This is a genomic window from Agrococcus sp. SCSIO52902, from assembly GCF_022983135.1.
Taxonomy (GTDB): domain Bacteria; phylum Actinomycetota; class Actinomycetes; order Actinomycetales; family Microbacteriaceae; genus Agrococcus; species Agrococcus sediminis.
Window position 1 is genome coordinate 1248180 of sequence record NZ_CP095269.1, and the last position, 21831, is coordinate 1270010.

Genomic DNA, 21831 nt, shown 5'->3' on the forward strand with positions numbered 1-21831 from the left:
TCTCCGTGCGTCTGCGTCAGTCGGTGACGTCGCGCCCGCCCTCGGGCTTCTCGACCGACTCGCCCGACTCGTCGCCGTGCTCGGCGTCGAACGCGGCGATGCCGGCCTGGACGGTCGCCTCCGCGGCCTCCGCGCCCTCCCAGTCGCCGAGCTTGGCCCACTTGCCGGGCTCGAGGTCCTTGTAGTGCAGGAAGAAGTGCTCGATCTCGTTGCGGATCTGCTGGGGCACGTCGTCGATGTCCTGGATGTGGGCCCAGCGCGGGTCCTTGTCCAGCACGCAGATCACCTTCGTGTCGATGCCGCCGTCGTCCTCCATGTTGAGCTGGCCGACCGGGCGCGCACGCACGAAGACGCCCGGCGGCACCGGGTACTCGAGCAGCACGAGCGCGTCGACCGGGTCGCCGTCGAGGCCGAGCGTGCCCTCGAAGAAGCCGTAGTCGGTGGGGTAGACGAAGGTCGTGAACAGCACCCGGTCGAGGTAGACGCGGCCCGTCTCGTGGTCGACCTCGTACTTGTTGCGGCTCCCCTTGGGGATCTCGATGACGACGTCGTAGGCGGCCAACGGCGGCTCCTTCTCGTGGGGGTGGGGAATCGGCATAAGGTTACTTCATGCCCGAAAGCGACCGTCGACCGCGGCTGACGCCCGCCGTCGCCGACGTCCGCCGGGCGGTGCGCGAGGCCATCGACGACCTGCCCGAGGGGGCGCTCGTGCTGGTCGCGCTCTCCGGCGGCCCCGACTCGCTCGCCCTCGCCGCCGCGACCGCCTTCGAGGCCCAGCGGTCCGGCCGCCGCGCCGGCGCCGTGGTCGTCGACCACGGGCTGCAGCCGGGCAGCGCCGCGATCGCCGAGCGCGCCGCGGAGCAGGCGCGCGAGCTCGGCCTCGACCCCGTGCACGTGCTGCCGGTGCAGGTCGCGCACGACGGGAGCCCTGAGGCGGCCGCCCGCCAGGCCCGCTACGCGGCCCTCCTCCAGGCGCGCAAGGAGGCCGGCGCATCCGCCGTGCTCCTCGGCCACACGCTCGACGACCAGGCCGAGACCGTGCTCATCGGGCTCGCGCGCGGCTCAGGCCCCGAGAGCCTGTGGGGCATGCACCCGCGCATCGGGTTCCTGCGGCGCCCGCTGCTGCAGGTGCGGCGCGCGACCACGCACCAGGCGTGCCGCGACCAGGGGCTCGAGCCGTGGAGCGACCCGCACAACGACGACGACCGCTTCCTGCGCGTGCGCGTGCGGCACCGCGTGCTGCCGATGCTCGACGAGGTGCTCGGCGGCGGCGTCGCGCTCGCCCTCACCCGCACCGCCGACACGCTCCGAGAGGACGCGGAGGCGCTCGCGCACTTCGCGCAGGAGCAGATCCTCGACCTCGTCGAGCACGCCGAGGGCGGCCTCTCGCTCGACGCCGGTGCGCTCGCGGCCAACCCGCCGGCGCTGCGCCAGCGCATCATCCGGCTCGCGGTGCAGAGCGAGTTCCACGTCGCGCTCTCGCGGCAGCAGACGCTCGAGGTCTCGCGGCTCGTCACCGACTGGCACGGCCAGGGGCCCATCCACCTGCCCGGCATCCGCGTGAGCCGCGAGGGCCGCAGGCTCGTCTTCGTCGCGGCCTGACGTGGTCCAGGCGACGCGCGTCCCTCCGCGTCGCCGGTAGGTTGGTCGCACCGCCGATGCCGACCGCTCAGGAGCGCACATGGACTTCACGCACGTCGAGGCAGACCTCTCGAAGACGCTCGTCACCGAGGAGGAGCTGCACGCGAAGCTCGAGGAGCTCGCGCGCCAGATCGAGGCCGACTACGAGGGCAAGGACCTTCTGCTCGTCGGCGTGCTCCGCGGCGCGGTCATGGTGATGGCCGACCTCTCGCGAGCGCTGCGCCGCCACATCGAGATGGACTGGATGGCCGTCTCCTCCTACGGCTCCGGCACCGTCTCCTCGGGCGTCGTGCGCATCCTCAAGGACCTCGACAGCGACCTCACGGGCCGCAACGTGCTCATCGTCGAGGACATCATCGACTCCGGCCTCACGCTCTCGTGGTTGCGCGGCAACCTCGAGTCGCGCGGCGCCGCCTCGGTCGAGATCTGCACGATGCTGCGCAAGCCCGACGCCCTGAAGGTCGAGGTCGACGTGAAGTACTGCGGCTTCGACATCCCCAACGAGTTCGTCATCGGCTACGGCCTCGACTACGCCGAGCAGTACCGCAACCTGCGCGGCATCGGCGTGCTCGCGCCGCACGTCTACGAGTGACGCCGCGATCGTGACCTGATCGTGACCCGCCGGGTGTGACCGGCGGGCAGGATCGGACATGTCGGTGAGCACGGGCCGCCCGGTCCGCCCGAAGGAGTCACGATGTCCCGCACCGCAGTCCGCGCGCTCCGCGCATCCGCCGCCGTCCTCGCCGCGCTCGCGCTCGCCGCATGCGCGCAGCCCGCCGCGCCCGCGGCTCCCTCGAGCCCCGCTGCCGAGCCCGCGCCCACCGGCGCGCCCACCGCATCCGCGACGCCCGCGCCGAGCGCCTCCGCCGAGCTGTGGCGGGCGTTCGAGTCGCAGGACGGCGCCGTGCGGCTCAGCCTGCCGCCGGGCTGGACCGTCGAGGACCGCAGCGCCGTCGAGCCGGAGAGCGAGATGTACAACACCGGTCCGGGCTGGCTGAACGACCTCGTGGTGCGCGACGGCGAGGGCGACGCGATGCTCGTGTACCAGGAGCACTACGGCAACGACTCCTTCGTCTGCGCAGTGCCGCCGACGCCAGACATCGCTTTGCCCGTCGACCCCTACGCATCGTCGCTGCGGACGGAGATCGATGGCGAGCGAGCGCAGCACGGCCTCCCGGCAGCAGCGGTGCAGGTGCGCAGCGGGCTGCAGGAGGAGGTCGCGTGGGACGGCGAGCGCGACGTGCCGACCGGCGAGTGGAGCGCGTCGCTCGGCATGATGATGCGCACCATCATCGACGGCGAGGACTGCGGCTGGGCCCCTGAGATCTGGGCGGGCAACCGCATCGTCATGGTGGAGGCGGTCGCCGACCGTCTGCGCGACGACGGTACTGGCGACCGGATCCTCTTCGGCAGCGAGCAGGCCGCGCGCGACTGGCTCGAGAGCGAGGAGGTCGCGACGCTCATCGACGTGCTCGAGTCGCTCGAGCTCACCGGCGCCCCGGTGCTCGAGGAGGCGCCCTGAGCACGGCACTCGGTCGGCTCCCAGGCACGGGCGCGCGATCGTTTGGGAGGATGCTGGGATGAGGTCCTCCGCACGCGCGCTCGCGCCGCTCGCCGTCGCCGCCGTCGCTGCAGCGCTGGTCGGCTGCTCGACCGCGCCGACGCCGACGCCGCAGCCGTCGATCCCGCCCGGCATCACCGCGCCGCCGCCCACCGCGCCCGCCGAGCCTCCGGCCCCGGAGGTGGAGTCGTCGCTGCCGCCCGAGATCGCCGGCGTCGACACGAGCGCGTGGCAGCAGGTGCCCGTCGCCGATGTCGCCACCTTCCGCATCCCGCCCGAGTGGTCGACCGAGGAGATCTCGGGCGGCCTCGCGGTGCTGCGCGCCGACGGCGAGCGGCAGCTCGCGCTCACGATCGGCGCGGCCGGCGAGACGCTCGCGTCGCTGCCGACCGGCTGCGTCGACGCCGCGGGCACCCCGGTGGGCTGGCGCACCCTCGGCCTCGACCGGCAGGACGTCACGATCACCGGTGCCACCGGCGTGGCCTTCGGCGCGGCGGCGCTCCAGCTCGGCGAGCAGTGGATCGTCAGCATGGGGCTGCGCCCGGCCGCCGAGGCGCAGTCGCCGCGCTGCCCGATCATCAACGCCTTCGACTCCGAGCAGGGGCTCGTCTCCTTCGGCTCGGAGACGATCGTCACCGGCTCCGGCGAGGGCGCCCCGTGGGCGGTCGGCTCGCTCGCCGATGCGCAGGCCTACGTGGGCTCCGAGGAGTTCGCGACCATCCGCGCGATCCTCATGTCGCTCGAGCTGCTGCCGTAGCCCGCGCCCTCAGCGAACAGGCCGGTCCCGTGCGGATGCGCGGGGCTAGCCTGGTGGAATCCGACCAAGAAGGACGTCATGGACTTCAAGAAGTTCCTGCGCGGTCCGATCCCCTGGATCGTGCTCGCGCTCGTCATCGTCGCTGTAGCGTTCAGCTTCTTCATGACGCCGCAGTTCCGGCCCGTGCAGACCGACGTCGGCATGCAGATGATCGAGGACGGCCGCGTCGAGCAGGCGCGCATCGTCGACGGCGAGCAGCGCGTCGACCTCATCCTCACCGAGCCGGACGCCGAGTTCGGCAAGCAGGTGCAGTTCTACTACGTCGAGCCGCGCGGCGAGGAGCTGGTGGACGCGATCACGGCCGCCGACCCCGCCGAGGGGTTCATCGACGAGGTGCCGCAGAGCAACTGGCTGCTCTCGCTCATGGGCATCCTGCTGCCCGTGCTGCTGCTGGCGGCGCTGTTCTACTTCTTCATGACGCGCCTCTCCGGCGGCAACCGCGGGGTGATGCAGTTCGGCAAGTCGAAGGCCCAGCTCATCACCAAGGACATGCCGCAGGTGAAGTTCTCCGACGTCGCCGGCGCCGACGAGGCGGTCGAGGAGCTCGGCGAGATCAAGGAGTTCCTGCAGGATCCCTCGAAGTTCCAGGCGGTCGGCGCCCGCATCCCGAAGGGCGTGCTGCTCTACGGCCCTCCCGGCACCGGCAAGACGCTGCTCGCCCGCGCGGTCGCGGGCGAGGCGGGCGTGCCGTTCTACTCGATCTCGGGCTCCGACTTCGTCGAGATGTTCGTCGGCGTCGGCGCGAGCCGCGTGCGCGACCTGTTCGAGCAGGCGAAGCAGAACGCGCCGGCGATCATCTTCGTCGACGAGATCGACGCGGTCGGCCGCCACCGCGGCGCCGGCCTCGGCGGCGGGCACGACGAGCGCGAGCAGACGCTCAACCAGCTGCTCGTCGAGATGGACGGCTTCGACGTGAAGACCAACGTCATCCTCATCGCCGCCACCAACCGCCCCGACATCCTCGACCCGGCGCTGCTGCGCCCGGGCCGCTTCGACCGCCAGATCGGCGTCGACGCCCCCGACATGAAGGGCCGGCAGACCATCCTCACCGTGCACGCCAAGGGCAAGCCCATGGCCGAGGGCGTCGACCTCGAGGTGCTCGCGCGCAAGACGCCGGGCTTCACCGGCGCCGATCTCGCGAACGTGCTCAACGAGGCGGCGCTGCTCACCGCGCGCACCAACGCCACGCAGATCACCGACGAGGCGCTCGACGAGGCGGTCGACCGTGTGATGGCGGGCCCGCAGCGGCGCACGCGCGTGATGAACGACAAGGAGCGGCTGATCACGGCCTACCACGAGGGCGGCCATGCGCTCGCGGCGGCGGCGATGCGCCACTCCGACCCGGTCACGAAGGTGACGATCCTGCCGCGCGGCCGCGCGCTCGGCTACACGATGGTGCTGCCGGTGAACGACAAGTACTCGGTCACGCGCAACGAGCTGCTCGACCAGCTCACCTACGCGATGGGCGGCCGCGTCGCCGAGGAGATCGTCTTCCACGACCCGACCACGGGCGCCGGCAACGACATCGAGAAGGCCACCGGCATCGCCCGCAAGATGGTCACCGAGTACGGCATGACGGCGGCGATCGGCGCGGTCAAGCTCGGCGCCGCGCAGGGCGAGGCGTTCTTCGGCCGCGACATGGGCGGCGGGCGCGACTACTCCGACACCCTCTCGGAGGCCGTCGACCGCGAGGTGCGCGCGCTCATCGAGCAGGCGCACACCGAGGCCTGGCAGGTGCTCAACACCAACCGCGACGTGCTCGACCGGCTCGCGGGCGAGCTGCTCGAGAAGGAGACGCTCGACCACGTGCGCCTCGCCGAGCTCTTCGCCGACGTGCAGAAGCTGCCCGAGCGCCCGCAGTGGCTCTCGCACCCCGACCGCCCGGTGAGCGACCGCCCGCCCATCGAGCTGCCGGTCTCGCAGCACGTCGACGAGGTCGTCGAGCCCGACGTCGAGACCGAGCCCGCCAGCTGATGGCCGTCGACCGGGAGAGGATCGCGGCGGCAGTCCGCGAGCTCCTCGCGGCGATCGGCGACGACCCGGCGCGGCCCGGCCTGGCCGAGACGCCGCGGCGGGTGGCGGAGGCCTACGCCGAGTACTTCTCGGGCGTCGGCGAGGATCCGACGGCGCACCTCGACTCCGCCGACCTCGCGGGCGAGTCGGGCGAGCTCGTCCTGCTGCGCGACATCGAGTTCCGCTCGATGTGCGAGCACCACCTGCTCCCGTTCACGGGCGTCGCGCACGTGGCCTACCTGCCGAGCGACCGCATCGTGGGCCTCGGGCGCATCCCGCGCGTCGTCGAGACGATCGCCTCGCGCCCGCAGATCCAGGAGCGCCTCACCGACGAGATCGCCGACGCGCTCGTCGCCGGGCTCGACCCGCGCGGCGTGCTCGTGGTGGTCGAGGCCGGCCACGGATGCGTCGCGGCGAGGGGCGCGCGGCAGGCCAAGTCGTCGACGGTCACGGTGGCGAGCCGCGGAGCGCTCGCCGAGCCCATCGAGCGCGCCGAGATCATGGCGCTCATCGGGGAGCGCCGATGAGCGAGGTGTGGGGCGTCCTCAACGTCACGCCCGACTCGTTCAGCGACGGCGGCCGCTACGTCGACGCGGGCGCCGCGATCGCGCACGCGCGGCGGATGCGCGCCCAGGGCGCCGACGTGATCGACATCGGCGGCGAGTCCACCCGGCCCGGCGCGACGCCGCTCGATCCCGCCGAGGAGCTCGCGCGCATCCTGCCGGTCGTCGAGGAGCTCGTGCGGGAGGGCATCCGCGTCTCGGTCGACACGATCCACGCCTCGACCGCGCGCGCCGTGATGGCCGCCGGTGCCGAGATCGTCAACGACGTCACCGCGGGACTCCACGACCCCGACATGCTGGCAGCCGTCGCCGAGGGCGGCGCCCGCATCGTGCTCATGCACTCGCGCGGCATCGACGTGACGCAGGACACGCACTACGGCGACGTCGTCGCCGAGGTCGTGGCGCACCTTGAGGAGCGCGTCGCCGCGGCGGAGGCCGCCGGCATCGCGCGCGAGCGCATCATCCTCGACCCCGGCTTCGGCTTCTCGAAGCAGCCCGGCGACAACTGGCGGCTGCTCGCGGGCCTCCACCGCGTGATCGAGCTGGGGCTGCCGCTGCTGGTCGGCACGAGCCGCAAGCGCTTCCTCGGCGCGCTCGTGCCCGAGGGCGCGCCGCCCGAGGAGCGCGACGCCGCGACCGCCGCGACCTCGATGCTCGCGGCGCAGCGCGGCGCCGCCGCCGTGCGCGTGCACGACGTCGCCTCCACCGTGTCGGCGCTGCGCGCGCTCGACGCGGTGCGCCGCGCCGACGGGCCGGACTGGGACGTCGTGCTCGACGACGTCGAGCGGCTCCACGGCACCATCCGCCTGCAGGGCATCCGCGCGCGCGGGCACCACGGCGTGCTGCCCGAGGAGCGCGAGGCAGGGCAGGAGTTCGTCGTCGACGTCGAGCTCGGCCTCGACATCCGCGACGCGGTCGCGAGCGACGACGTCGCGCGCACCGTCCACTACGGCGACCTCGCCGAGCGCATCGTCGCCGAGGTCGAGGGCGACCCGGTCGACCTCATCGAGACGCTCGCCGACCGCATCGCCCACGCGTGCTTCGACGACCGCCGCGTCGCGCACGCGGTCGTGACCGTGCACAAGCCGAGCGCGCCGATCGCCGTGCCGTTCGCCGACGTGTCGGTCACGGTGCAGCGAGCGCGGCTGCGCCACGGGACGGGCATCCGATGAGGCTCGCGCTCGAGCGTCGCGCGGTGCTCTCGCTCGGCGCCAACCTCGGCGACCGCCTCGCGACCATCGACGCGGCCGTGCGCGCCCTCGATGCGATCGACGGCATCCGCGTGCTCGAGCGCTCGAGCGCGTGGGAGTCGCCGTCGTGGCACCCCGACGGCGAGGGGCTCTCGCCGGACTACGTGAACGTCGTGCTCATCGTCGGCACGACCCTCGAGCCGCTCGACCTGCTCGACGCCGTCAACGCGGTCGAGGATGCGCTCGGCCGGGTCCGCGCGGAGCGGTGGGGGAGCCGCACGATCGACATCGACATCGTGACGATCGGCGGCGTCGAGCGCGCCGAGGACCGACTGGTGCTGCCGCACCCTCGCGCCCACGAGCGGCAGTTCGTGCTGCAGCCGTGGCTCGAGCTCGAGCCCGAGGCGTCGCTCCCGGGCCACGGCCCGATCGCCGAGCTCGCGGAGTACGCCGACGGCGACGTGTGGCGGCTCGCGTGACCCGCACGACCGCCCCGGTGCTGATCGTCGCGACCCTGCTCGCGGCGATCGCCGCGTGGGCGCTCGAGACCATGCTCGTGATGTCGGGGCGGCCGGCGATCGTGCCGCCGATCACGCTCGGGCCCGCGCTCGGGGTGCTCGGCGCGGTGCTGCTGCTCGTCGCGTGGCCGGTGCGGCAGGCCGCGCACGGCAAGCGCCGCATCGGCTACCGGCACGCGACGAGCGTGCTCGGCTTCGCGAAGGCGTCGTCGCTCGTCGGCGCGCTGCTCGGCGGCGCGGCGCTCGGCGCGCTCGCGTTCTTCGCCACCCGCGTCGTCGTCGCCGACGACGCCGTGCTCGCGCTCGCGGTCGTCGCGGTCGGCGGGCTGCTGCAGCTCATCGCGGGCCTCGTCGCCGAGCACTGGTGCGTGCTGCCGCCCGACGACGAGGACGAGGCGGGCGCGGCGGTGCGCGGCGCCGCCTGAGGCGCGCCTAGCGCTCGGGCGCCGGCTCGAAGGTCGTCATCGACTCCTCGTCGAACGCCGCGCGGATCTCCTCCACGCCGTCCCAGTTGACGTAGACGACCGACTGCGAGCCCTCCATGCCGACCCCGAGGGTGGGCATCGTGAAGGTGCGCACGTCGCTCGAGTCGAGCGATGCCAGCTGCGGCCCGAGGTCGATGACCGTCGGCAGCGAGAACGTGTCGCTCGTGGCCATGTAGGGCGAGACCTGCGCGAGGATGTCGGCCATCCGGTCGGGGTTCGTGAGGTTCTCGCGCGTCATCAGCTGCTCCATGAGCCCGCGCAGGAACGCGCGCTGGTTGTAGGTGCGCTGGTAGTCGCTGTCGGGGAAGGGCGAGCGGGCGCGCACGTACATCAGCGCCTCCTCGCCCTGGATCGTGATCTCGCCCTGCGGGTAGTCGTAGCCCTGGTAGCCGAAGGCGATGTCGTTCTGCAGGGTCACCCCGCCGAGCGCCTCGGTGAGCCCCTCGAAGCCGTCGAAGTCGATGATGGCGATGTGGTCGATGCGCTGGTCGATCACGCCCTCGACGGTCTGCACCATGAGCGGCACGCCGCCGAGCGAGAGGGCGGCGTTGATCTTGCTCATGCCGTGGCCCGGGATCTCGACCCACGAGTCGCGCATGATCGACATCAGCTGCATCGTCTCGCGGTCCGGCGGGATGTGCGCGACGAGGATCGTGTCGGCGCGGTCGCCGAGCCCCGTGAGCAGCGAGCCGTCGGCGGCGCGCGAGTCGCTGCCGAGGAGCAGGACGTTGATGGGCGCGGCCCCGTCGGTCGCGGCCTCGGTGGGGCGCAGCGACTCCTCGGGGAACGCCGTCTCGATGGTCTCGACCTGCTGCAGCGACGGGTTGACGCGCAGGAAGTACCAGCCGATCGCCGCGAGCAGCGCGAGCACGATGACGCCGACGATCCCGACGGCGACCCATCTGCCGGTGTGCCGCGTGCGCTCTTCCGTCTCTGCCTTCACCGCGGCAGTATCCCAGACCCGCCCCTCAGCCGCCTCGCACTAGCCTGGAGGCGGGTCCGCGGGGGCCTCCGGCTGCCCGCCGGACGACGGGGGAGGGAACCGTGGCCGAGCGCCTGGACGTCACCGGAGAGTGGCAGCGCGTGAGCATGCGCTACGCGGTCGTCGAGTCGATCGGCTCGGTCATCGGCTGGCTGATCGTCGCCCTCGGCGCCACCGTGCCCATCTGGCTCGCCAACGACCAGCGCATGCCGTGGTGGGGCTGGCTGCCGCTCGCCGCCGCCGGCGCGCTCGCGCTCATCGGCGTGGTCTGGGCGTTCCTGCGCACCCGCACCATCGGCTACCTCCAACGGCCCGACGACCTGCTCGTGCGCCGCGGCATGCTGTTCCGCCGCTTCGTCGCGGTGCCCTACGGCCGCATGCAGATCGTCGACATCACGCAGGGGCCGATCGAGCGGATGTTCGGGCTCAAGACCCTGAAGTTCGTCACGGCGGCCGCGTCGAGCGCGATCACGATTCCCGGCATGCCCGGCTCGACGGCGGAGGAGCTGCGCGACCGGCTGGTCGCCGTGTCGGAGTCGCGGCGGGCCGGCCTGTGACGACCGCCCCTCCGCCGCAGGCGCCCCCGCCTGCCGCGCCCGTCCCGAGCGCCGCGCAGCAGGCGCGCGCGCGGGCGATCGGGCTCGTCGACGGCGAGTGGCACCGCCTGCACCCAGCGACGCCGCTGCTGCGCGGCGGGCTCGCGCTCATCATCTTCCTCGGCATCGTCGTCTCCTCGTTCCGCGACCGCATCATCGGCATGTTCGTGCCCGACGAGTGGGACGCCGACTTCGACCAGGACCCCTTCGGCGACTTCGTGCTCGACCAGCTGCTGTGGGTCTCGCTCGGCGTCGTGGGCCTCGTGCTGCTCGGCATCGTGCTCTTCTGGCTCGCCTGGCGCGTGCACCGCTTCCGCATCACGGGCGACGCGGTCGAGGTCGAGCAGGGCATCCTCTTCCGCCGGCACCGTCGCGCGCCCCTCGCGCGCATCCAGGCCATCAACATCCAGAGGCCCTGGTTCGCGCGGCTGCTCGGCGCCTGCAAGCTCGAGATCCAGCAGGCCGGCAACGACTCCAACGTCGACCTCGACTACCTGAGCTCGTCGGTGGCGGATGCGCTGCGGTTCGAGATCATGGACCGCGCGTCGGGCAGGTCGGCCGCCGACGCCCAGCGCCTCGCCGCGCAGCGGCAGGCGGGCGCACCCGGCGGCGTCGTCGACGAGCTGCTGCGACCGGACGCCGAGATCGCCCACCTCGCGCCCGACTCGCTCGTGCGCATCCCCGTCGTGCGCATCGTCATCTCGTCGCTGCTCGACGGCTGGATCGTGTGGGCGATCGCCTACGTCGTCGCCACCGGCGTCGCGATCATCGGCTTCCAGCAGTTCTGGGCGATCTTCGCGTTGCTGCCGGGCGCCATCGCCTTCTTCGCGGCGGGCGTGAAGTCGCTCGGGTCGAAGCTGCGCTACTCGATCGCGGCGACGCCCGACGGCATCCGCCTCGCGTACGGGCTCGCGTCGACGACGACCGAGATCATCCCGCCCGGCCGCATCTTCGCGCTGCAGGTGAAGCAGCCGCTGCTGTGGCGGCCGTTCGGCTGGTGGCAGGTGACGTTCACGCGCGCCGGCAAGATCAAGCCCGACGGGTCGGGCACAGGGCAGAGCAGCCAGATGGCGAGCTACCTGCTGCCGGTGGGCGACCTGCGCGACGTGCGCACGGTCGTCGGGCTCGTGCTCCCCGAGCTCGCCCACTCGCCGCTCATCGACCAGGGGCTCTTCGGCCAGGCACCCGACGCGTTCGTCGTCAGCCCGCCGCGCGCTCGGGTGTTCCGCTGGTTCTCGGTGCGCCGCAACGGCTTCCACGTGCACCCGGCCGCCTTCCTGCTGCGGCACGGCCGCATCTGGCGCTCGCTGCAGCTCGTGCCGCAGGCGCGCGTGCAGTCGGTGGCGCTGCAGCAGGGTCCGCTCTACGGCCTCGCGCGCCTCGGCAAGGTGCAGCTCCACGTGCCCGACACCGTGCTCTCGCCGGGCATCGGCGCGATCGACCAGCGCGACGCGGCGCTGCTCTTCGACCACGCGATGCGCACGATCAAGGTCGCGATCGACCGCGATGGGTCGGAGTCGTGGGCGTCGTCGCTGTCGCGCCACGCGGTGCTCGCCACCGCGCCGGCCGTGCAGGACGGCCTCATGCGGCCGCCGACGGTCACGCAGACCGCGCCGCCCGCTTCCGCCCCGCCCTCCTCCGCCCCGCCGTCCTTCGCCGGTCGAGCCGAGCCGGTCGCCGCGCGTCCGGCCCGAGTCGAGACCACCCCGCCCCCGATCCCACCGCACCAGCACCCCGCCGCCCGCTGGCAGCGGCCCGGGGACGAGCGATGAGGCCCGGCCGCCTCGGCGTCGGCATCATCGGCGCCGGCCGCGTCGGCCCCGTGCTCGGCGCGGCGCTCGCGGGCGCCGGCCACGCGATCGTCGGCATCGACGCCACGGGCGATGAGGCGGCCGACCGCGCCGAGGCGGTGCTGCCCGGCGTCGCCATCCTCGACGCGCCCACGATCGTCGAGCGCAGCGAGCTCGTGCTCATCGCCGTGCCGAGCGACGAGCTGCCGGGCCTCGTCGCCGGCCTCGCCGCGACCGGCGCGTGGCAGCCCGGGCAGATCGTCGTGCACACCGCGCCCGAGCACGGCATCGAGGTGCTGCGCCCGGCCGCGGCGCGCGGCGCGATCCCCATCGCGCTGCACCCGGCGATGACCTTCTCGGGCACGTCGCTCGACCTCGCGCGCCTGCTCGAGGCGACCATCGCCGTGACCGCGCCGGGCCCCGTGCTGCCGATCGGCCAGGCGCTCGCGGTCGAGATGGGCGGCGAGCCGATCGTCGTCGAGGAGGCCGACCGCCCGGCGTACGCGGAGGCGCTCGAGGCCGCGCGCGGATTCGCCGAGGGGATCGTCGCGCAGGCGCTGCGCCAGCTGCACGAGATCGGCGTCGAGCGGCCCTCCCGCGTGCTCGGCGGCGTCGTCCGCTCGGCGGTCGAGACCGCGCTCGCCCGCTACCCCGACCCGCCCGTCGAGCCCTGAGCCCCTCGGTCGAGCCCTGAGCTCGCCGGTCGGACCCTGCCCCGTGCGCCCGCGCGCCTAGGCTGGCCAGGTGCCCGAGCCCATCCAGACCCTGACCACCATCGACGCGGTGCGCGCGCTCGTGCGCGATGCCCGCGCCGACGGACGGCGCATCGCGCTCGTGCCGACCATGGGCGCGCTGCACGAGGGCCACGCCGAGCTCGTGCGCACCGGCCTCGAGCGCGCCGACCTCGTGATCGCCTCCGTGTTCGTCAACCCGATGCAGTTCGGGCCGCACGAGGATCTCGACCGCTACCCCCGCACGCCCGACGCCGACACCGCGGCGCTCGCCGAGCTCGGGGTCGCCGCGGTCTTCATGCCGACGGTCGACGAGATGTACCCGGAGGGCGGCCGCAGCGAGACGCTCGTCACCGCCGGCCACCTCGGCATGGTGCTGGAGGGCCGGAGCCGGCCGGGCCACTACGACGGCGTGCTGACCGTCGTCACGAAGCTGCTGTCGATCGTCGGCCCCGACGTGGCGCTCTTCGGCGAGAAGGATGCGCAGCAGCTGTTCCTCGTGCGGCGCATGGTGCGCGACCTGAACCTGCCCGTCGAGGTGGTGGGCGTGCCCACCGTGCGCGAGCCCGACGGGCTGGCGCTCTCGAGCCGCAACCGCATGCTGCGGCCGGGGGAGCGGGCGGATGCGCTGGCGCTGTCGCGCGCGCTGGCCGCGGCGGGCTCGGCCGCCGACCGTGGCGTCGAGGCGATGCTCGCCGCCGCGCAGTCGGTCTTCCAGTCCGACACAGGCGTGCAGCTCGACTACCTCGCGATCGTCGACCCGGCAACGTTCCGCCTCGCGCCGGCCGAGCACCACGGTCCCGTGCAGGTGCTCGTCGCGGCGCGCGTCGGCGCGGTGCGGCTCATCGACAACGCCGTCTTCACGATCGCCTGACCGGCGGGCACGGCGCGCCCGCCGGTAGGATCGGACGTCGTGACCGAGACGACCGAGACGCCTGACGACAGCACTGCCGAGCACGAGCGCGCCGACTGGGTCTCCCGCCTGGCCGACGAGGTGATCGCCGAGGCCGAGCGCCGCGGCACGCGCCCGGTCGCGGCATCCGGCATCTCGCCCTCCGGGCCCATCCACCTCGGCAACTTCCGCGAGGTCATGAGCCCGCACCTCGTCGTCGACGAGCTGCAGCGGCGCGGCGTCGACACCGAGCACATCATCTCCTGGGACGACTACGACCGCTTCCGCAAGGTGCCGGCCGGCATCGAGGGCGTCGACGAGACGTGGGCCGAGCACATCGGCAAGCCTCTCACGAGCGTGCCCGCCCCGCCCGGCAGCGAGCACGACTCGTGGGCCGCGCACTTCCGCAGCGCCGCCGAGGCGTCGTTCGCCGAGGCCGGCGTGCGCTACCGCGGCATCAGCCAGACCGAGCAGTACCGGGCCGGCGCCTACACCGAGCAGATCCTGCACGCGATGCGCCACCGCCGCGAGATCGACGCGATCCTGGCGCAGTTCCGCACCCTGCCGGCGGCGAAGGACGAGGACGAGGCGCTGCAGGCGGCGCTCGACGCGGGCTCCGGCGCCGCGACCGAGGACGACGGCTCGAGCGGCGGCGAGTACTACCCCTACAAGCCCTACTGCACGCGCTGCGGCAAGGACCTCACGTCGATCGAGGCGTACGACGACGACTCGACCGAGATGACGTACTCGTGCACCTGCGGGCACCGCGAGACGGTGCTGCTGCGCGAGTTCCGCTCGGGCAAGCTCGTCTGGAAGGTCGACTGGCCCATGCGCTGGGCGTACGAGCGGGTCGTCTTCGAGCCGTCCGGCGTCGACCACCAGTCGCCCGGCTCGTCCTTCCAGGTAGGGCTCGAGCTCGCGCCGGTGTTCGGCTGGCAGCGGCCGCTCGGCCCGATGTACGCCTTCGTCGGCTTCGGCGGCGTCGCCAAGATGTCGTCATCGCGCGGCGGCGCCCCCGTGCCCGCCGACGCGCTCGCCGTGATGGAGGCGCCGGTGCTGCGCTGGCTCTACGCGCGTCGCCGCATGAACCAGTCGTTCGACGTCGCCTTCGGCTCCGAGCTGCAGCGCACCTACGACGAGTGGGACGCGCTCGCGCGGAAGGCCGCCGCCGGCACCGCGCAGCCGGCCGAGCTCGCCGCGCTCGAGCGGGCGGTCTCGACGGCGCACGAGCGCCTGCCCGAGACGCCGCGCCGCGTGCCCTACCGCACCCTCGCATCCGTCGTCGACATCACCTTCGGCGACGAGGCGCAGATCCTGCGGATCCTCGGCGGCCTCGACGCCGACGACCCGATCGTCGACCTCGACCCGCTGCGGCCACGCCTCGACAAGGTCGAGGCGTGGGTCGCCACGCACATGCCCGCCGACGAGCACACGGCGGTGCGCGACGCTCCCGACCGCGAGGCGCTGCTCGCGCTCACCGAGACCGAGCGCGACGCGATCGCGCTGCTGCTCGACGGCGGGCAGGGCCTGCCGCCGCTCGAGGAGGCCTGGACGCTCGACGGCCTCACGCACCAGGTGTACGGCGTCGCCAAGGTGCAGCGCGGGCTCGAGCCCGACGCCATCGTCAAGGGCGACAAGGAGCTCTCGGCCGCGCAGCGCGCCTTCTTCGCCCTGCTCTACCGGCTGCTCGTCGGCCGCGAGACGGGTCCGCGCATCCCCACGCTGCTGCTCGCGATCGGCCGCGAGCGGGTGCGCGCGCTGCTCACCCCGTGAGGGGCGGATGCGCGCGGTAGGCTGGGGGCATGCCTGAGAGCTGGTGGGGGAACGCGATCTTCTCGCTCATCCCGACGATCATGCTCGGACTCATCTTCTGGATGGTGCTGCGGATGATCATCCGCGGCGACCGCACCGCCCGACGCGAGTACGACCGCATCGAGGCCGAGGAGCGCGCCAAGGCCGGGCTCCCGCCGAAGGGCGAGCGGCCCCTGGCGGCGGCCGATGCCGCGGCTGAGGCCGACGCCCCGCCGCAGGTCGCGACGACGCCGCCGGGCGACGCCCCGCCGCGCGCCTAGCTGTACTGCCCAGGGACGTTGTTCGAACGTGGAGTGGTGACGTAGCGAGAACCTCCGGGCAGGGTGGTGGTGTTCAAGCAGCCATCCGCCAGGAGGTTCTCGTGGCCCACGGTAATGCGGCGCTGACGCCGCGCCAACGTCTTAGGCTCGCTCGCGCGGTCGTCGATGACGGCTGGACGGTCGCAGCGGCCGCGGACTACTTCCGGGTCTCCTGGCCGACCGCGGCGAAGTGGTCGCGTCGGTATCTCGAGCTGGGCGAGGCCGGAATGGCTGATCGTTCGTCGCGGCCGCTGTCCTCGCCGAACCGGACCCGGCCTGATGTGGTCCGGCGGATCGTGCAGCTGCGGATCCGGAAGCGGCTCGGGCCCGTGCAGATCGCTGGGATGGTCGGCATGCCGGCGTCGACGGTCCACGCAGTGCTCGTGCGTTGCAGGCTCAACCGGCTCAGCCATGTCGATGTGAAGACCGGCGAGCCCGCCAGACGCTACGAGCACGACCGTCCCGGTTCGCTGATCCACGTCGACGTGAAGAAGCTCGGCAACATCCCCGATGGCGGCGGTTGGCGCTACGTCGGACGCCAGCAAGGACGCAGGAACCGGCGCCAGACGCCGGGGCTTGCTCGGAACAAGTATCGCCACGAGCTGCTGCGCCACGCGTTCGTCCACACCGTCATCGACGACCACTCCCGCGTCGCCTACGCCGAGATCCACGACGACGAGACCGCCGCAACCGCGACCGCCGTGCTCCGCCGCGCGACGTCGTGGTTCGCAGCCCGCGGCGTCACCGTCGAACGCGTCCTCTCCGACAACGGCCCCGCCTACCGCTCGCACCTCTGGCGCGACACCTGCCGAGAGCTCGCGATCGTCCCCAAGCACACCCGCCCCTACCGGCCCAGACCAACGGCAAGATCGAACGCTTCCACCGCACCCTCGCCGATGGATGGGCCTACGGACGCCACTACCGCTCAGAACGAGCCAGACGCGACGCGCTCCCCGCCTGGCTGCACCTCTACAACCACCACCGACCCCACACCGCCACCGGCAAGCAGCCACCGATCACCCGATTGAACAACCTGCCTGGGCAGTACACCTAGCTCAGCGCGCGCCGACGGGCTCGGGCGCGGCGATCGGCGCCCGCGGCTCGAGCAGGTCGGCCGCCGGCGTGCCGGTGGTCCACCGCTGCTCCTTGGCGAGGAAGAAGTGCACCGCGAGGTAGGCGACCGCCAGCGCCAGCGCGGTGACGCCGAACGACAGCCAGTCCTCGCCCGCGACGGGCTGCGCCGAGAAGGCCGAGGTGCCGGTGAGCGCGAGCGGCACCATGATGAAGACGTTGTTGGCCGTGTGCAGCACCGACGCGGCCTCGAGGCCGCCGGTGCGGAAGGTGAGCATCGAGCACGTGAAGCCCACGAGCGCGAGCTGCAGCGTGGCCGAGACCGACGGATGCATGTGGGCGGCGCCGAAGACGGCCCCGGTGAGCACGCCCATCGCGATCGACGCGACCCACTGATTGCGGATCCAGCCGCCGAGCATCTGGGTCAGGAACCCCCGGAAGGCGAACTCCTCGCCCGTCGCCTGGAGCGGCGTGGTCAGCAGCACGATGGCGACGAGCGCCCAGTTGGGGTTCCACCGCCACTCGACCGACGGGTCCATCCAGAGCGAGATGCCGATGTAGACGGCGAAGATCGGCAGCAGCACGATCGCCGACCTGCCGACGGCGCGCCAGCGCCAGCGCCCGGCGACGCTCGACGCGAAGCCGGCGGCGCCCTTGCCGAACGCCGCCATCGCGACAATCGTGCCGGGGATCATGGCCGCCCAGGAGAGGTTCACGCCGGCCATGCCGAGCGGCGAGCCGACGACCTCCATGAGCCCGTCGAGCACGTCCTGCTCGGTCGGGGCGCTCGTCGGGTCGAGCTGCGAGAAGATCTCGACGACGCCCGGCATCAGCAGGGCGAGCGCGACGATCTGGCCCGCGGCGAAGAAGCCGATGGCGATCGCCCACGCGAGGAACCAGCGGCCCACCCGCTTCGACAGCGGCCGGAAGGCGCCGACGAACGCCTGCCCGCGCATCGGGAGCGCCGCCGGCAGCAGCGCGGGCCGCGTGGGCGCGGGCGGCTGCCACGGCTGGCCGTAGGGGAGGGGCGCTGCGCCGTACGGCGGCTGGCCGTACTGGGGCTGCCCGTACTGGGGCTGCCCGTACGGCGGCTGCCCGTACGGCGGCTGGCCGTACTGCCCGTAGGGCTGCTGGCCGTACTGCGGCTGCCCGTAGGGCTGCTGGCCGTACTGGGGCTGCCCGAGCTGGCCGGGCGGCGCGCTCCAGGGCTGCGCGGGCTGATCGGTCACCGTGCTCCTCGTCGTCGTCCCTCCGAGGCTATCGACGTCAGCCCTGCGTTCCGTGAGCGCCGACCGTGAAGATGTCGCCGGGCTGGCACTCGAGCGCGTCGCACAGCGCGATGAGGGTGGAGAAGCGGATGGCCCGGGCGCGGTCGTTCTTCAGCACCGAGAGGTTGACGAGGCTGACGCCCACCGCCTCGGCGAGGGCGGTGAGCGTCATGCCGCGGGACTCGAGCAGCTCGTCGAGCCGGCAGTGCAGCCGCGAGAGGTCCTCCTCGGCCGGCACTAGACGAGACCGTCGGCGTCCCGCTCGGCGCGGTCGGCGACGCGGAAGACCGTCATCAGCGCCGCGACGACGAGGCCGAAGAAGATGGCCGCGGGGTTGAACGCCGCGACCGCGCCGTATCCGGCCGGGGTGCCCATCGCCTGCCACGTGCCCATGCTCACCCAGCCCTCGAGCGCATCCGCCACGATCGGCCCGGCGGCTGCGCCGATGAGCACGAGCGCGAGCGGCAGCTGCGCAGCCTGGAGGAATGCGCGTCCGCGCAGCAATCGGCCGGCGAGCATGGCGATGCCGACGAGCACGAGCGCGACGCCGGCCGATCGCGCGACGAGCGCGGCAACCATGGCGAGGGTGAGGTGCGTCGGCTGGCCGGTGAGGAAGACGACCGTGTCGAGCGACTGGGTGCTCACGACGGCGATGCCCTCCGTCGGCCCGGCCAGCGGCTCCGGCAGCTCGGGCTGCACGAGCAGCGGCGCCGCCCCCATGCCCTGGAGGAGCGGGAGCGTGGCGTTCAGCGCGGTCGTCACGGCTGTGAGCGCCGCACCGATCCACGCCGCGATCTGCACGAGCCGCAGCACGGCGCGATCGGTGCGGGAGAGGGCTCTGGCGGTCTGTGCGGTCATCGCGAACTCCTTCGTTCAGCGTATCGAATGTCGATAAGTTATCGATGATCGATACGCGCGTCAAGCGCGCTGCGCGCTCGAGCGCTGCGAGCCATCCGCCCGGTGCCGCCGACAGCGAACACGGCCGCGTCCGCGAACCCGCGCGGCTACGCTCGAATCTCAAGGAAGGGAGGCAGCGATGTTCGAGAGGTTCACCGACCGCGCTCGCCGGGTCGTGGTGCTCGCCCAGGAAGAGGCGAAGCTGCTCAACCACAACTACATCGGCACGGAGCACATCCTGCTCGGCCTCATCCACGAGGGCGACGGGGTCGCCGCGAAGGCGCTGGAGCAGCTCGGCATCTCGCTCGACGCCGTCCGCGCGCAGGTGCAGGACATGATCGGCACCGGCAGCCAGCAGACCACCGGGCACATCCCGTTCACGCCGCGCGCCAAGAAGGTGCTCGAGCTGAGCCTGCGCGAGGCGCTGCAGCTCGGCCACAACTACATCGGCACCGAGCACGTGCTGCTCGGCCTCATCCGCGAGGGCGAGGGCGTCGCCGCGCAGGTGCTCGTCAAGCTGGGCGCCGACCTCAACCGGGTGCGCCAGACGGTCAACCAGCTGCTCGCGGGGTACCAGGGCAAGGAGTCGACGACGGTCGGCGGCGACCAGACGCAGCAGACCGACGCCAAGGGATCGCAGATCCTCGACCAGTTCGGCCGCAACCTCACGCAGGCCGCGCGCGACGGCAAGCTCGACCCCGTCATCGGCCGCGAGAAGGAGATCGAGCGGGTCATGCAGATCCTCTCGCGCCGCTCGAAGAACAACCCCGTGCTGATCGGCGAGCCCGGCGTGGGCAAGACCGCCGTCGTCGAGGGGCTCGCGCAGGCGATCGTCAAGGGCGAGGTGCCCGAGACGCTCAAGGACAAGCAGGTCTACACGCTCGACCTCGGCTCGCTCATCGCGGGCAGCCGCTACCGCGGCGACTTCGAGGAGCGCCTCAAGAAGGTGACGAAGGAGATCCGCACCCGCGGCGACATCATCACCTTCATCGACGAAATCCACACGCTCGTCGGCGCCGGCGCGGCCGAGGGCGCGATCGACGCGGCCAACATCCTGAAGCCGCTGCTCGCCCGCGGCGAGCTGCAGACGATCGGCGCGACGACGCTCGACGAGTACCGCAAGCACTTCGAGAAGGACGCCGCGCTCGAGCGCCGCTTCCAGCCGATCCAGGTCAACGAGCCGTCGGTCGCCCACACGATCAACATCCTCAAGGGCCTGCGCGACCGCTACGAGTCGCACCACAAGGTGACGATCACCGACGGCGCGCTCGTCGCGGCGGCCAACCTCGCCGACCGCTACGTGCAGGACCGCTTCCTGCCCGACAAGGCGATCGACCTGATCGACGAGGGCGGCGCCCGACTGCGCCTGTCGATCCTCTCGGCCCCGCCCGAGCTGCGCGAGTTCGACGACCGCATCTCCGACGTGCGCACGCGCAAGGAGGCCGCGATCGAGGGCCAGGACTTCGAGGCCGCGGCGCGCCTGCGCGACGAGGAGAAGGAGCTGCTCGGCGAGCGGCTCCGCACCGAGAAGCAGTGGCGCTCCGGCAACGGCGGCCCCACGGGCGTGCTCGACGAGGGCGTGATCGCCGAGGTGCTCGCGAACGCGACCGGCATCCCGGTGTTCAAGCTCACCGAGGAGGAGTCGGCGCGGCTCATCTTCATGGAGAAGGCGCTGCACCAGCGCGTCATCGGCCAGGACGAGGCGATCAGCGTGCTCGCCAAGACCATCCGCCGGCAGCGCGCGGGCCTCAAGGACCCCCGCCGCCCCTCCGGCTCGTTCATCTTCGCCGGGCCCACGGGCGTCGGCAAGACCGAGCTCGCGAAGGCGCTCGCCGAGTTTCTCTTCGACGACCAGGACGCCCTGATCTCGCTCGACATGTCCGAGTTCAGCGAGAAGCACACCGTCTCGCGGCTCTTCGGCGCCCCTCCCGGGTTCGTCGGCTTCGAGGAGGGCGGCCAGCTCACCGAGAAGGTGCGGCGCAAGCCGTTCTCGGTCGTGCTCTTCGACGAGATCGAGAAGGCGCACGTCGACATCTTCAACTCGCTGCTGCAGATCCTCGAGGAGGGTCGTCTCACCGACGGCCAGGGCCGGGTGGTCGACTTCAAGAACACCGTCATCATCATGACCACCAACCTCGGCACCAAGGACATCTCCGGCGGTCCCGTCGGGTTCGTGCTCGAGGGCTCGAGCGAGAACGACTACGAGCGGATGCGCGCGAAGGTCCGCGAGGAGCTCAAGAAGAACTTCAAGCCCGAGTTCCTCAACCGCGTCGACGAGACGATCGTCTTCCCGCAGCTCAGCCCCGAGGAGCTGCTGCAGATCGTCGACCTGTTCATCAAGCGGCTGCAGGAGCGCCTGCTCGACCGCGACATGACGATCGAGCTGACCGAGGCAGCCAAGCGCCGCCTCATCCACATCGGCCACGACCCGGCGCTCGGCGCCCGGCCGCTGCGTCGAGCCGTGCAGCACGAGATCGAGGATGCGCTGAGCGAGCGGATCCTGCACGGCGAGCTGGGCTCGGGCGAGCACGTCACGGTCGACTTCGTCGACGACGAGTTCGTCTTCACCCACACGTCGCCGGAGCCGCACGAGCCGGAGCTGGCGCCCGCCGACGCCTGACGGCGGCGCGGCGAGCCAGGCCGCACGAAGAGGGAGGGGACCCGCCGGGTCCCCTCCCTCTTCGTCGTGCTCGGACCGTTACCGG

Annotated in this window: 21 protein-coding genes and 1 pseudogene; 17 read left to right on the forward strand and 5 right to left on the reverse strand. The window is 72.6% G+C overall.

The genetic code is table 11. The annotated features are described in order from the left end of the window. Positions 1 to 16: 16 nt before the first annotated feature. Positions 17 to 562: an inorganic diphosphatase gene (locus tag MU522_RS06195; RefSeq protein WP_128188786.1), complete on the reverse strand. Its 546-nt coding sequence runs from the start codon at positions 560 to 562 to the stop codon at positions 17 to 19. A 47-nt stretch (positions 563 to 609) separates the two neighbouring features. Here MU522_RS06195 and tilS point away from each other — a divergent pair, with 47 nt between their 5' ends. The 9 genes from tilS (at position 610) to MU522_RS06240 (ending at position 8728) form a co-directional block, all read left to right on the forward strand. Then, the gene (tilS, locus tag MU522_RS06200; protein WP_246993267.1) at positions 610 to 1602 is read left to right on the forward strand and encodes a tRNA lysidine(34) synthetase TilS; all 993 of its coding nucleotides are present in this window, start codon (positions 610 to 612) and stop codon (positions 1600 to 1602) included. A gap of 79 nt (positions 1603 to 1681) precedes the next feature. After that, positions 1682 to 2233: a hypoxanthine phosphoribosyltransferase gene (gene hpt / locus MU522_RS06205; RefSeq protein ID WP_128188784.1), complete on the forward strand. Its 552-nt coding sequence runs from the start codon at positions 1682 to 1684 to the stop codon at positions 2231 to 2233. 102 nt (positions 2234 to 2335) lie between these two features. Next, positions 2336 to 3163 carry a hypothetical protein gene (locus MU522_RS06210; protein ID WP_246993269.1) on the forward strand — a complete coding sequence of 276 codons (828 nt, stop codon included), beginning with the start codon at positions 2336 to 2338 and terminating at the stop codon, positions 3161 to 3163. A gap of 58 nt (positions 3164 to 3221) precedes the next feature. Further along, positions 3222 to 3959 carry a hypothetical protein gene (locus tag MU522_RS06215; protein ID WP_246993271.1) on the forward strand — a complete coding sequence of 246 codons (738 nt, stop codon included), beginning with the start codon at positions 3222 to 3224 and terminating at the stop codon, positions 3957 to 3959. Between the two features lie 78 nt (positions 3960 to 4037). Further along, a complete protein-coding gene (ftsH, locus tag MU522_RS06220) occupies positions 4038 to 5993 on the forward strand; it encodes an ATP-dependent zinc metalloprotease FtsH (protein WP_128188781.1) in 1956 nt (651 codons plus the stop codon). Further along, a complete protein-coding gene (folE, locus tag MU522_RS06225) occupies positions 5993 to 6559 on the forward strand; it encodes a GTP cyclohydrolase I FolE (RefSeq protein ID WP_128188780.1) in 567 nt (188 codons plus the stop codon). The genes ftsH and folE overlap by 1 nt, the downstream gene beginning before the upstream one ends. After that, entirely contained in the window at positions 6556 to 7767 is a 1212-nt protein-coding gene (gene folP, locus MU522_RS06230) for a dihydropteroate synthase (RefSeq protein WP_128188779.1), read from the forward strand. The genes folE and folP overlap by 4 nt, the downstream gene beginning before the upstream one ends. Beyond that, on the forward strand, positions 7764 to 8264 hold the full coding sequence (gene folK / locus MU522_RS06235; protein ID WP_146355760.1) for a 2-amino-4-hydroxy-6-hydroxymethyldihydropteridine diphosphokinase: 501 nt from the start codon (positions 7764 to 7766) through the stop codon (positions 8262 to 8264). Before folP ends, folK begins: the two co-directional genes overlap by 4 nt. Further along, the gene (locus MU522_RS06240) at positions 8261 to 8728 is read left to right on the forward strand and encodes a DUF3180 family protein (RefSeq protein ID WP_164877050.1); all 468 of its coding nucleotides are present in this window, start codon (positions 8261 to 8263) and stop codon (positions 8726 to 8728) included. Before folK ends, MU522_RS06240 begins: the two co-directional genes overlap by 4 nt. A 7-nt stretch (positions 8729 to 8735) precedes the next feature. Here the strand turns inward: MU522_RS06240 and MU522_RS06245 are convergent, their stop codons facing one another. Then, positions 8736 to 9731 (reverse strand): LCP family protein, encoded by a 996-nt coding sequence (locus MU522_RS06245; protein ID WP_146355758.1) that lies wholly within the window; start codon positions 9729 to 9731, stop codon positions 8736 to 8738. Between the two features lie 101 nt (positions 9732 to 9832). Between MU522_RS06245 and MU522_RS06250 the strand changes: the two genes are divergently transcribed. The 7 genes and pseudogenes from MU522_RS06250 (at position 9833) to MU522_RS06280 (ending at position 16944) form a co-directional block, all read left to right on the forward strand. After that, the gene (locus MU522_RS06250; RefSeq protein ID WP_128188775.1) at positions 9833 to 10327 is read left to right on the forward strand and encodes a PH domain-containing protein; all 495 of its coding nucleotides are present in this window, start codon (positions 9833 to 9835) and stop codon (positions 10325 to 10327) included. After that, on the forward strand, positions 10324 to 12138 hold the full coding sequence (locus MU522_RS06255; protein ID WP_246993273.1) for a PH domain-containing protein: 1815 nt from the start codon (positions 10324 to 10326) through the stop codon (positions 12136 to 12138). Before MU522_RS06250 ends, MU522_RS06255 begins: the two co-directional genes overlap by 4 nt. After that, a complete protein-coding gene (locus tag MU522_RS06260) occupies positions 12135 to 12830 on the forward strand; it encodes a DUF2520 domain-containing protein (protein ID WP_246993275.1) in 696 nt (231 codons plus the stop codon). The genes MU522_RS06255 and MU522_RS06260 overlap by 4 nt, the downstream gene beginning before the upstream one ends. Before the next feature lie 70 nt (positions 12831 to 12900). Continuing rightward, a complete protein-coding gene (gene panC / locus MU522_RS06265) occupies positions 12901 to 13761 on the forward strand; it encodes a pantoate--beta-alanine ligase (protein ID WP_246993277.1) in 861 nt (286 codons plus the stop codon). 39 nt (positions 13762 to 13800) lie between these two features. After that, positions 13801 to 15552, forward strand: coding sequence for a lysine--tRNA ligase (locus MU522_RS06270; protein WP_246993279.1), 1752 nt, complete (start codon positions 13801 to 13803; stop codon positions 15550 to 15552). 29 nt (positions 15553 to 15581) lie between these two features. Next, the gene (locus MU522_RS06275) at positions 15582 to 15851 is read left to right on the forward strand and encodes a hypothetical protein (RefSeq protein ID WP_246993282.1); all 270 of its coding nucleotides are present in this window, start codon (positions 15582 to 15584) and stop codon (positions 15849 to 15851) included. A gap of 101 nt (positions 15852 to 15952) precedes the next feature. Next, positions 15953 to 16944 (forward strand): annotated as a pseudogene (locus tag MU522_RS06280) (IS481 family transposase). 1 nt (position 16945) lies between these two features. On the opposite strand, the gene MU522_RS13270 reads toward MU522_RS06280, so the two are convergent. From MU522_RS13270 to MU522_RS06295, 3 genes are read right to left on the reverse strand one after another with little or no spacing between them, the layout of a single operon-like run. Then, the gene (locus tag MU522_RS13270; RefSeq protein WP_281440029.1) at positions 16946 to 18190 is read right to left on the reverse strand and encodes a CPBP family glutamic-type intramembrane protease; all 1245 of its coding nucleotides are present in this window, start codon (positions 18188 to 18190) and stop codon (positions 16946 to 16948) included. Positions 18191 to 18227: 37 nt separating this feature from the next. Then, positions 18228 to 18467: a helix-turn-helix transcriptional regulator gene (locus MU522_RS06290; RefSeq protein ID WP_246993284.1), complete on the reverse strand. Its 240-nt coding sequence runs from the start codon at positions 18465 to 18467 to the stop codon at positions 18228 to 18230. After that, positions 18467 to 19087 (reverse strand): hypothetical protein, encoded by a 621-nt coding sequence (locus MU522_RS06295; RefSeq protein ID WP_246993286.1) that lies wholly within the window; start codon positions 19085 to 19087, stop codon positions 18467 to 18469. Before MU522_RS06295 ends, MU522_RS06290 begins: the two co-directional genes overlap by 1 nt. Positions 19088 to 19265: 178 nt before the next feature. Here MU522_RS06295 and MU522_RS06300 point away from each other — a divergent pair, with 178 nt between their 5' ends. Further along, entirely contained in the window at positions 19266 to 21746 is a 2481-nt protein-coding gene (locus MU522_RS06300) for an ATP-dependent Clp protease ATP-binding subunit (RefSeq protein ID WP_246993288.1), read from the forward strand. Positions 21747 to 21831 lie beyond the last annotated feature (85 nt).

Coding starts and splice junctions, on each gene's coding strand:
- tilS (WP_246993267.1), top strand. CDS start 610: ATGCCCGAAAGCGACCGTCGACCGCGGCTGACGCCCGCCGTCGCCGAC.
- hpt (WP_128188784.1), top strand. CDS start 1,682: ATGGACTTCACGCACGTCGAGGCAGACCTCTCGAAGACGCTCGTCACC.
- MU522_RS06210 (WP_246993269.1), top strand. CDS start 2,336: ATGTCCCGCACCGCAGTCCGCGCGCTCCGCGCATCCGCCGCCGTCCTC.
- MU522_RS06215 (WP_246993271.1), top strand. CDS start 3,222: ATGAGGTCCTCCGCACGCGCGCTCGCGCCGCTCGCCGTCGCCGCCGTC.
- ftsH (WP_128188781.1), top strand. CDS start 4,038: ATGGACTTCAAGAAGTTCCTGCGCGGTCCGATCCCCTGGATCGTGCTC.
- folE (WP_128188780.1), top strand. CDS start 5,993: ATGGCCGTCGACCGGGAGAGGATCGCGGCGGCAGTCCGCGAGCTCCTC.
- folP (WP_128188779.1), top strand. CDS start 6,556: ATGAGCGAGGTGTGGGGCGTCCTCAACGTCACGCCCGACTCGTTCAGC.
- folK (WP_146355760.1), top strand. CDS start 7,764: ATGAGGCTCGCGCTCGAGCGTCGCGCGGTGCTCTCGCTCGGCGCCAAC.
- MU522_RS06260 (WP_246993275.1), top strand. CDS start 12,135: ATGAGGCCCGGCCGCCTCGGCGTCGGCATCATCGGCGCCGGCCGCGTC.
- MU522_RS06275 (WP_246993282.1), top strand. CDS start 15,582: ATGCCTGAGAGCTGGTGGGGGAACGCGATCTTCTCGCTCATCCCGACG.
- MU522_RS06295 (WP_246993286.1), bottom strand. CDS start 19,087: ATGACCGCACAGACCGCCAGAGCCCTCTCCCGCACCGATCGCGCCGTG.
- MU522_RS06300 (WP_246993288.1), top strand. CDS start 19,266: ATGTTCGAGAGGTTCACCGACCGCGCTCGCCGGGTCGTGGTGCTCGCC.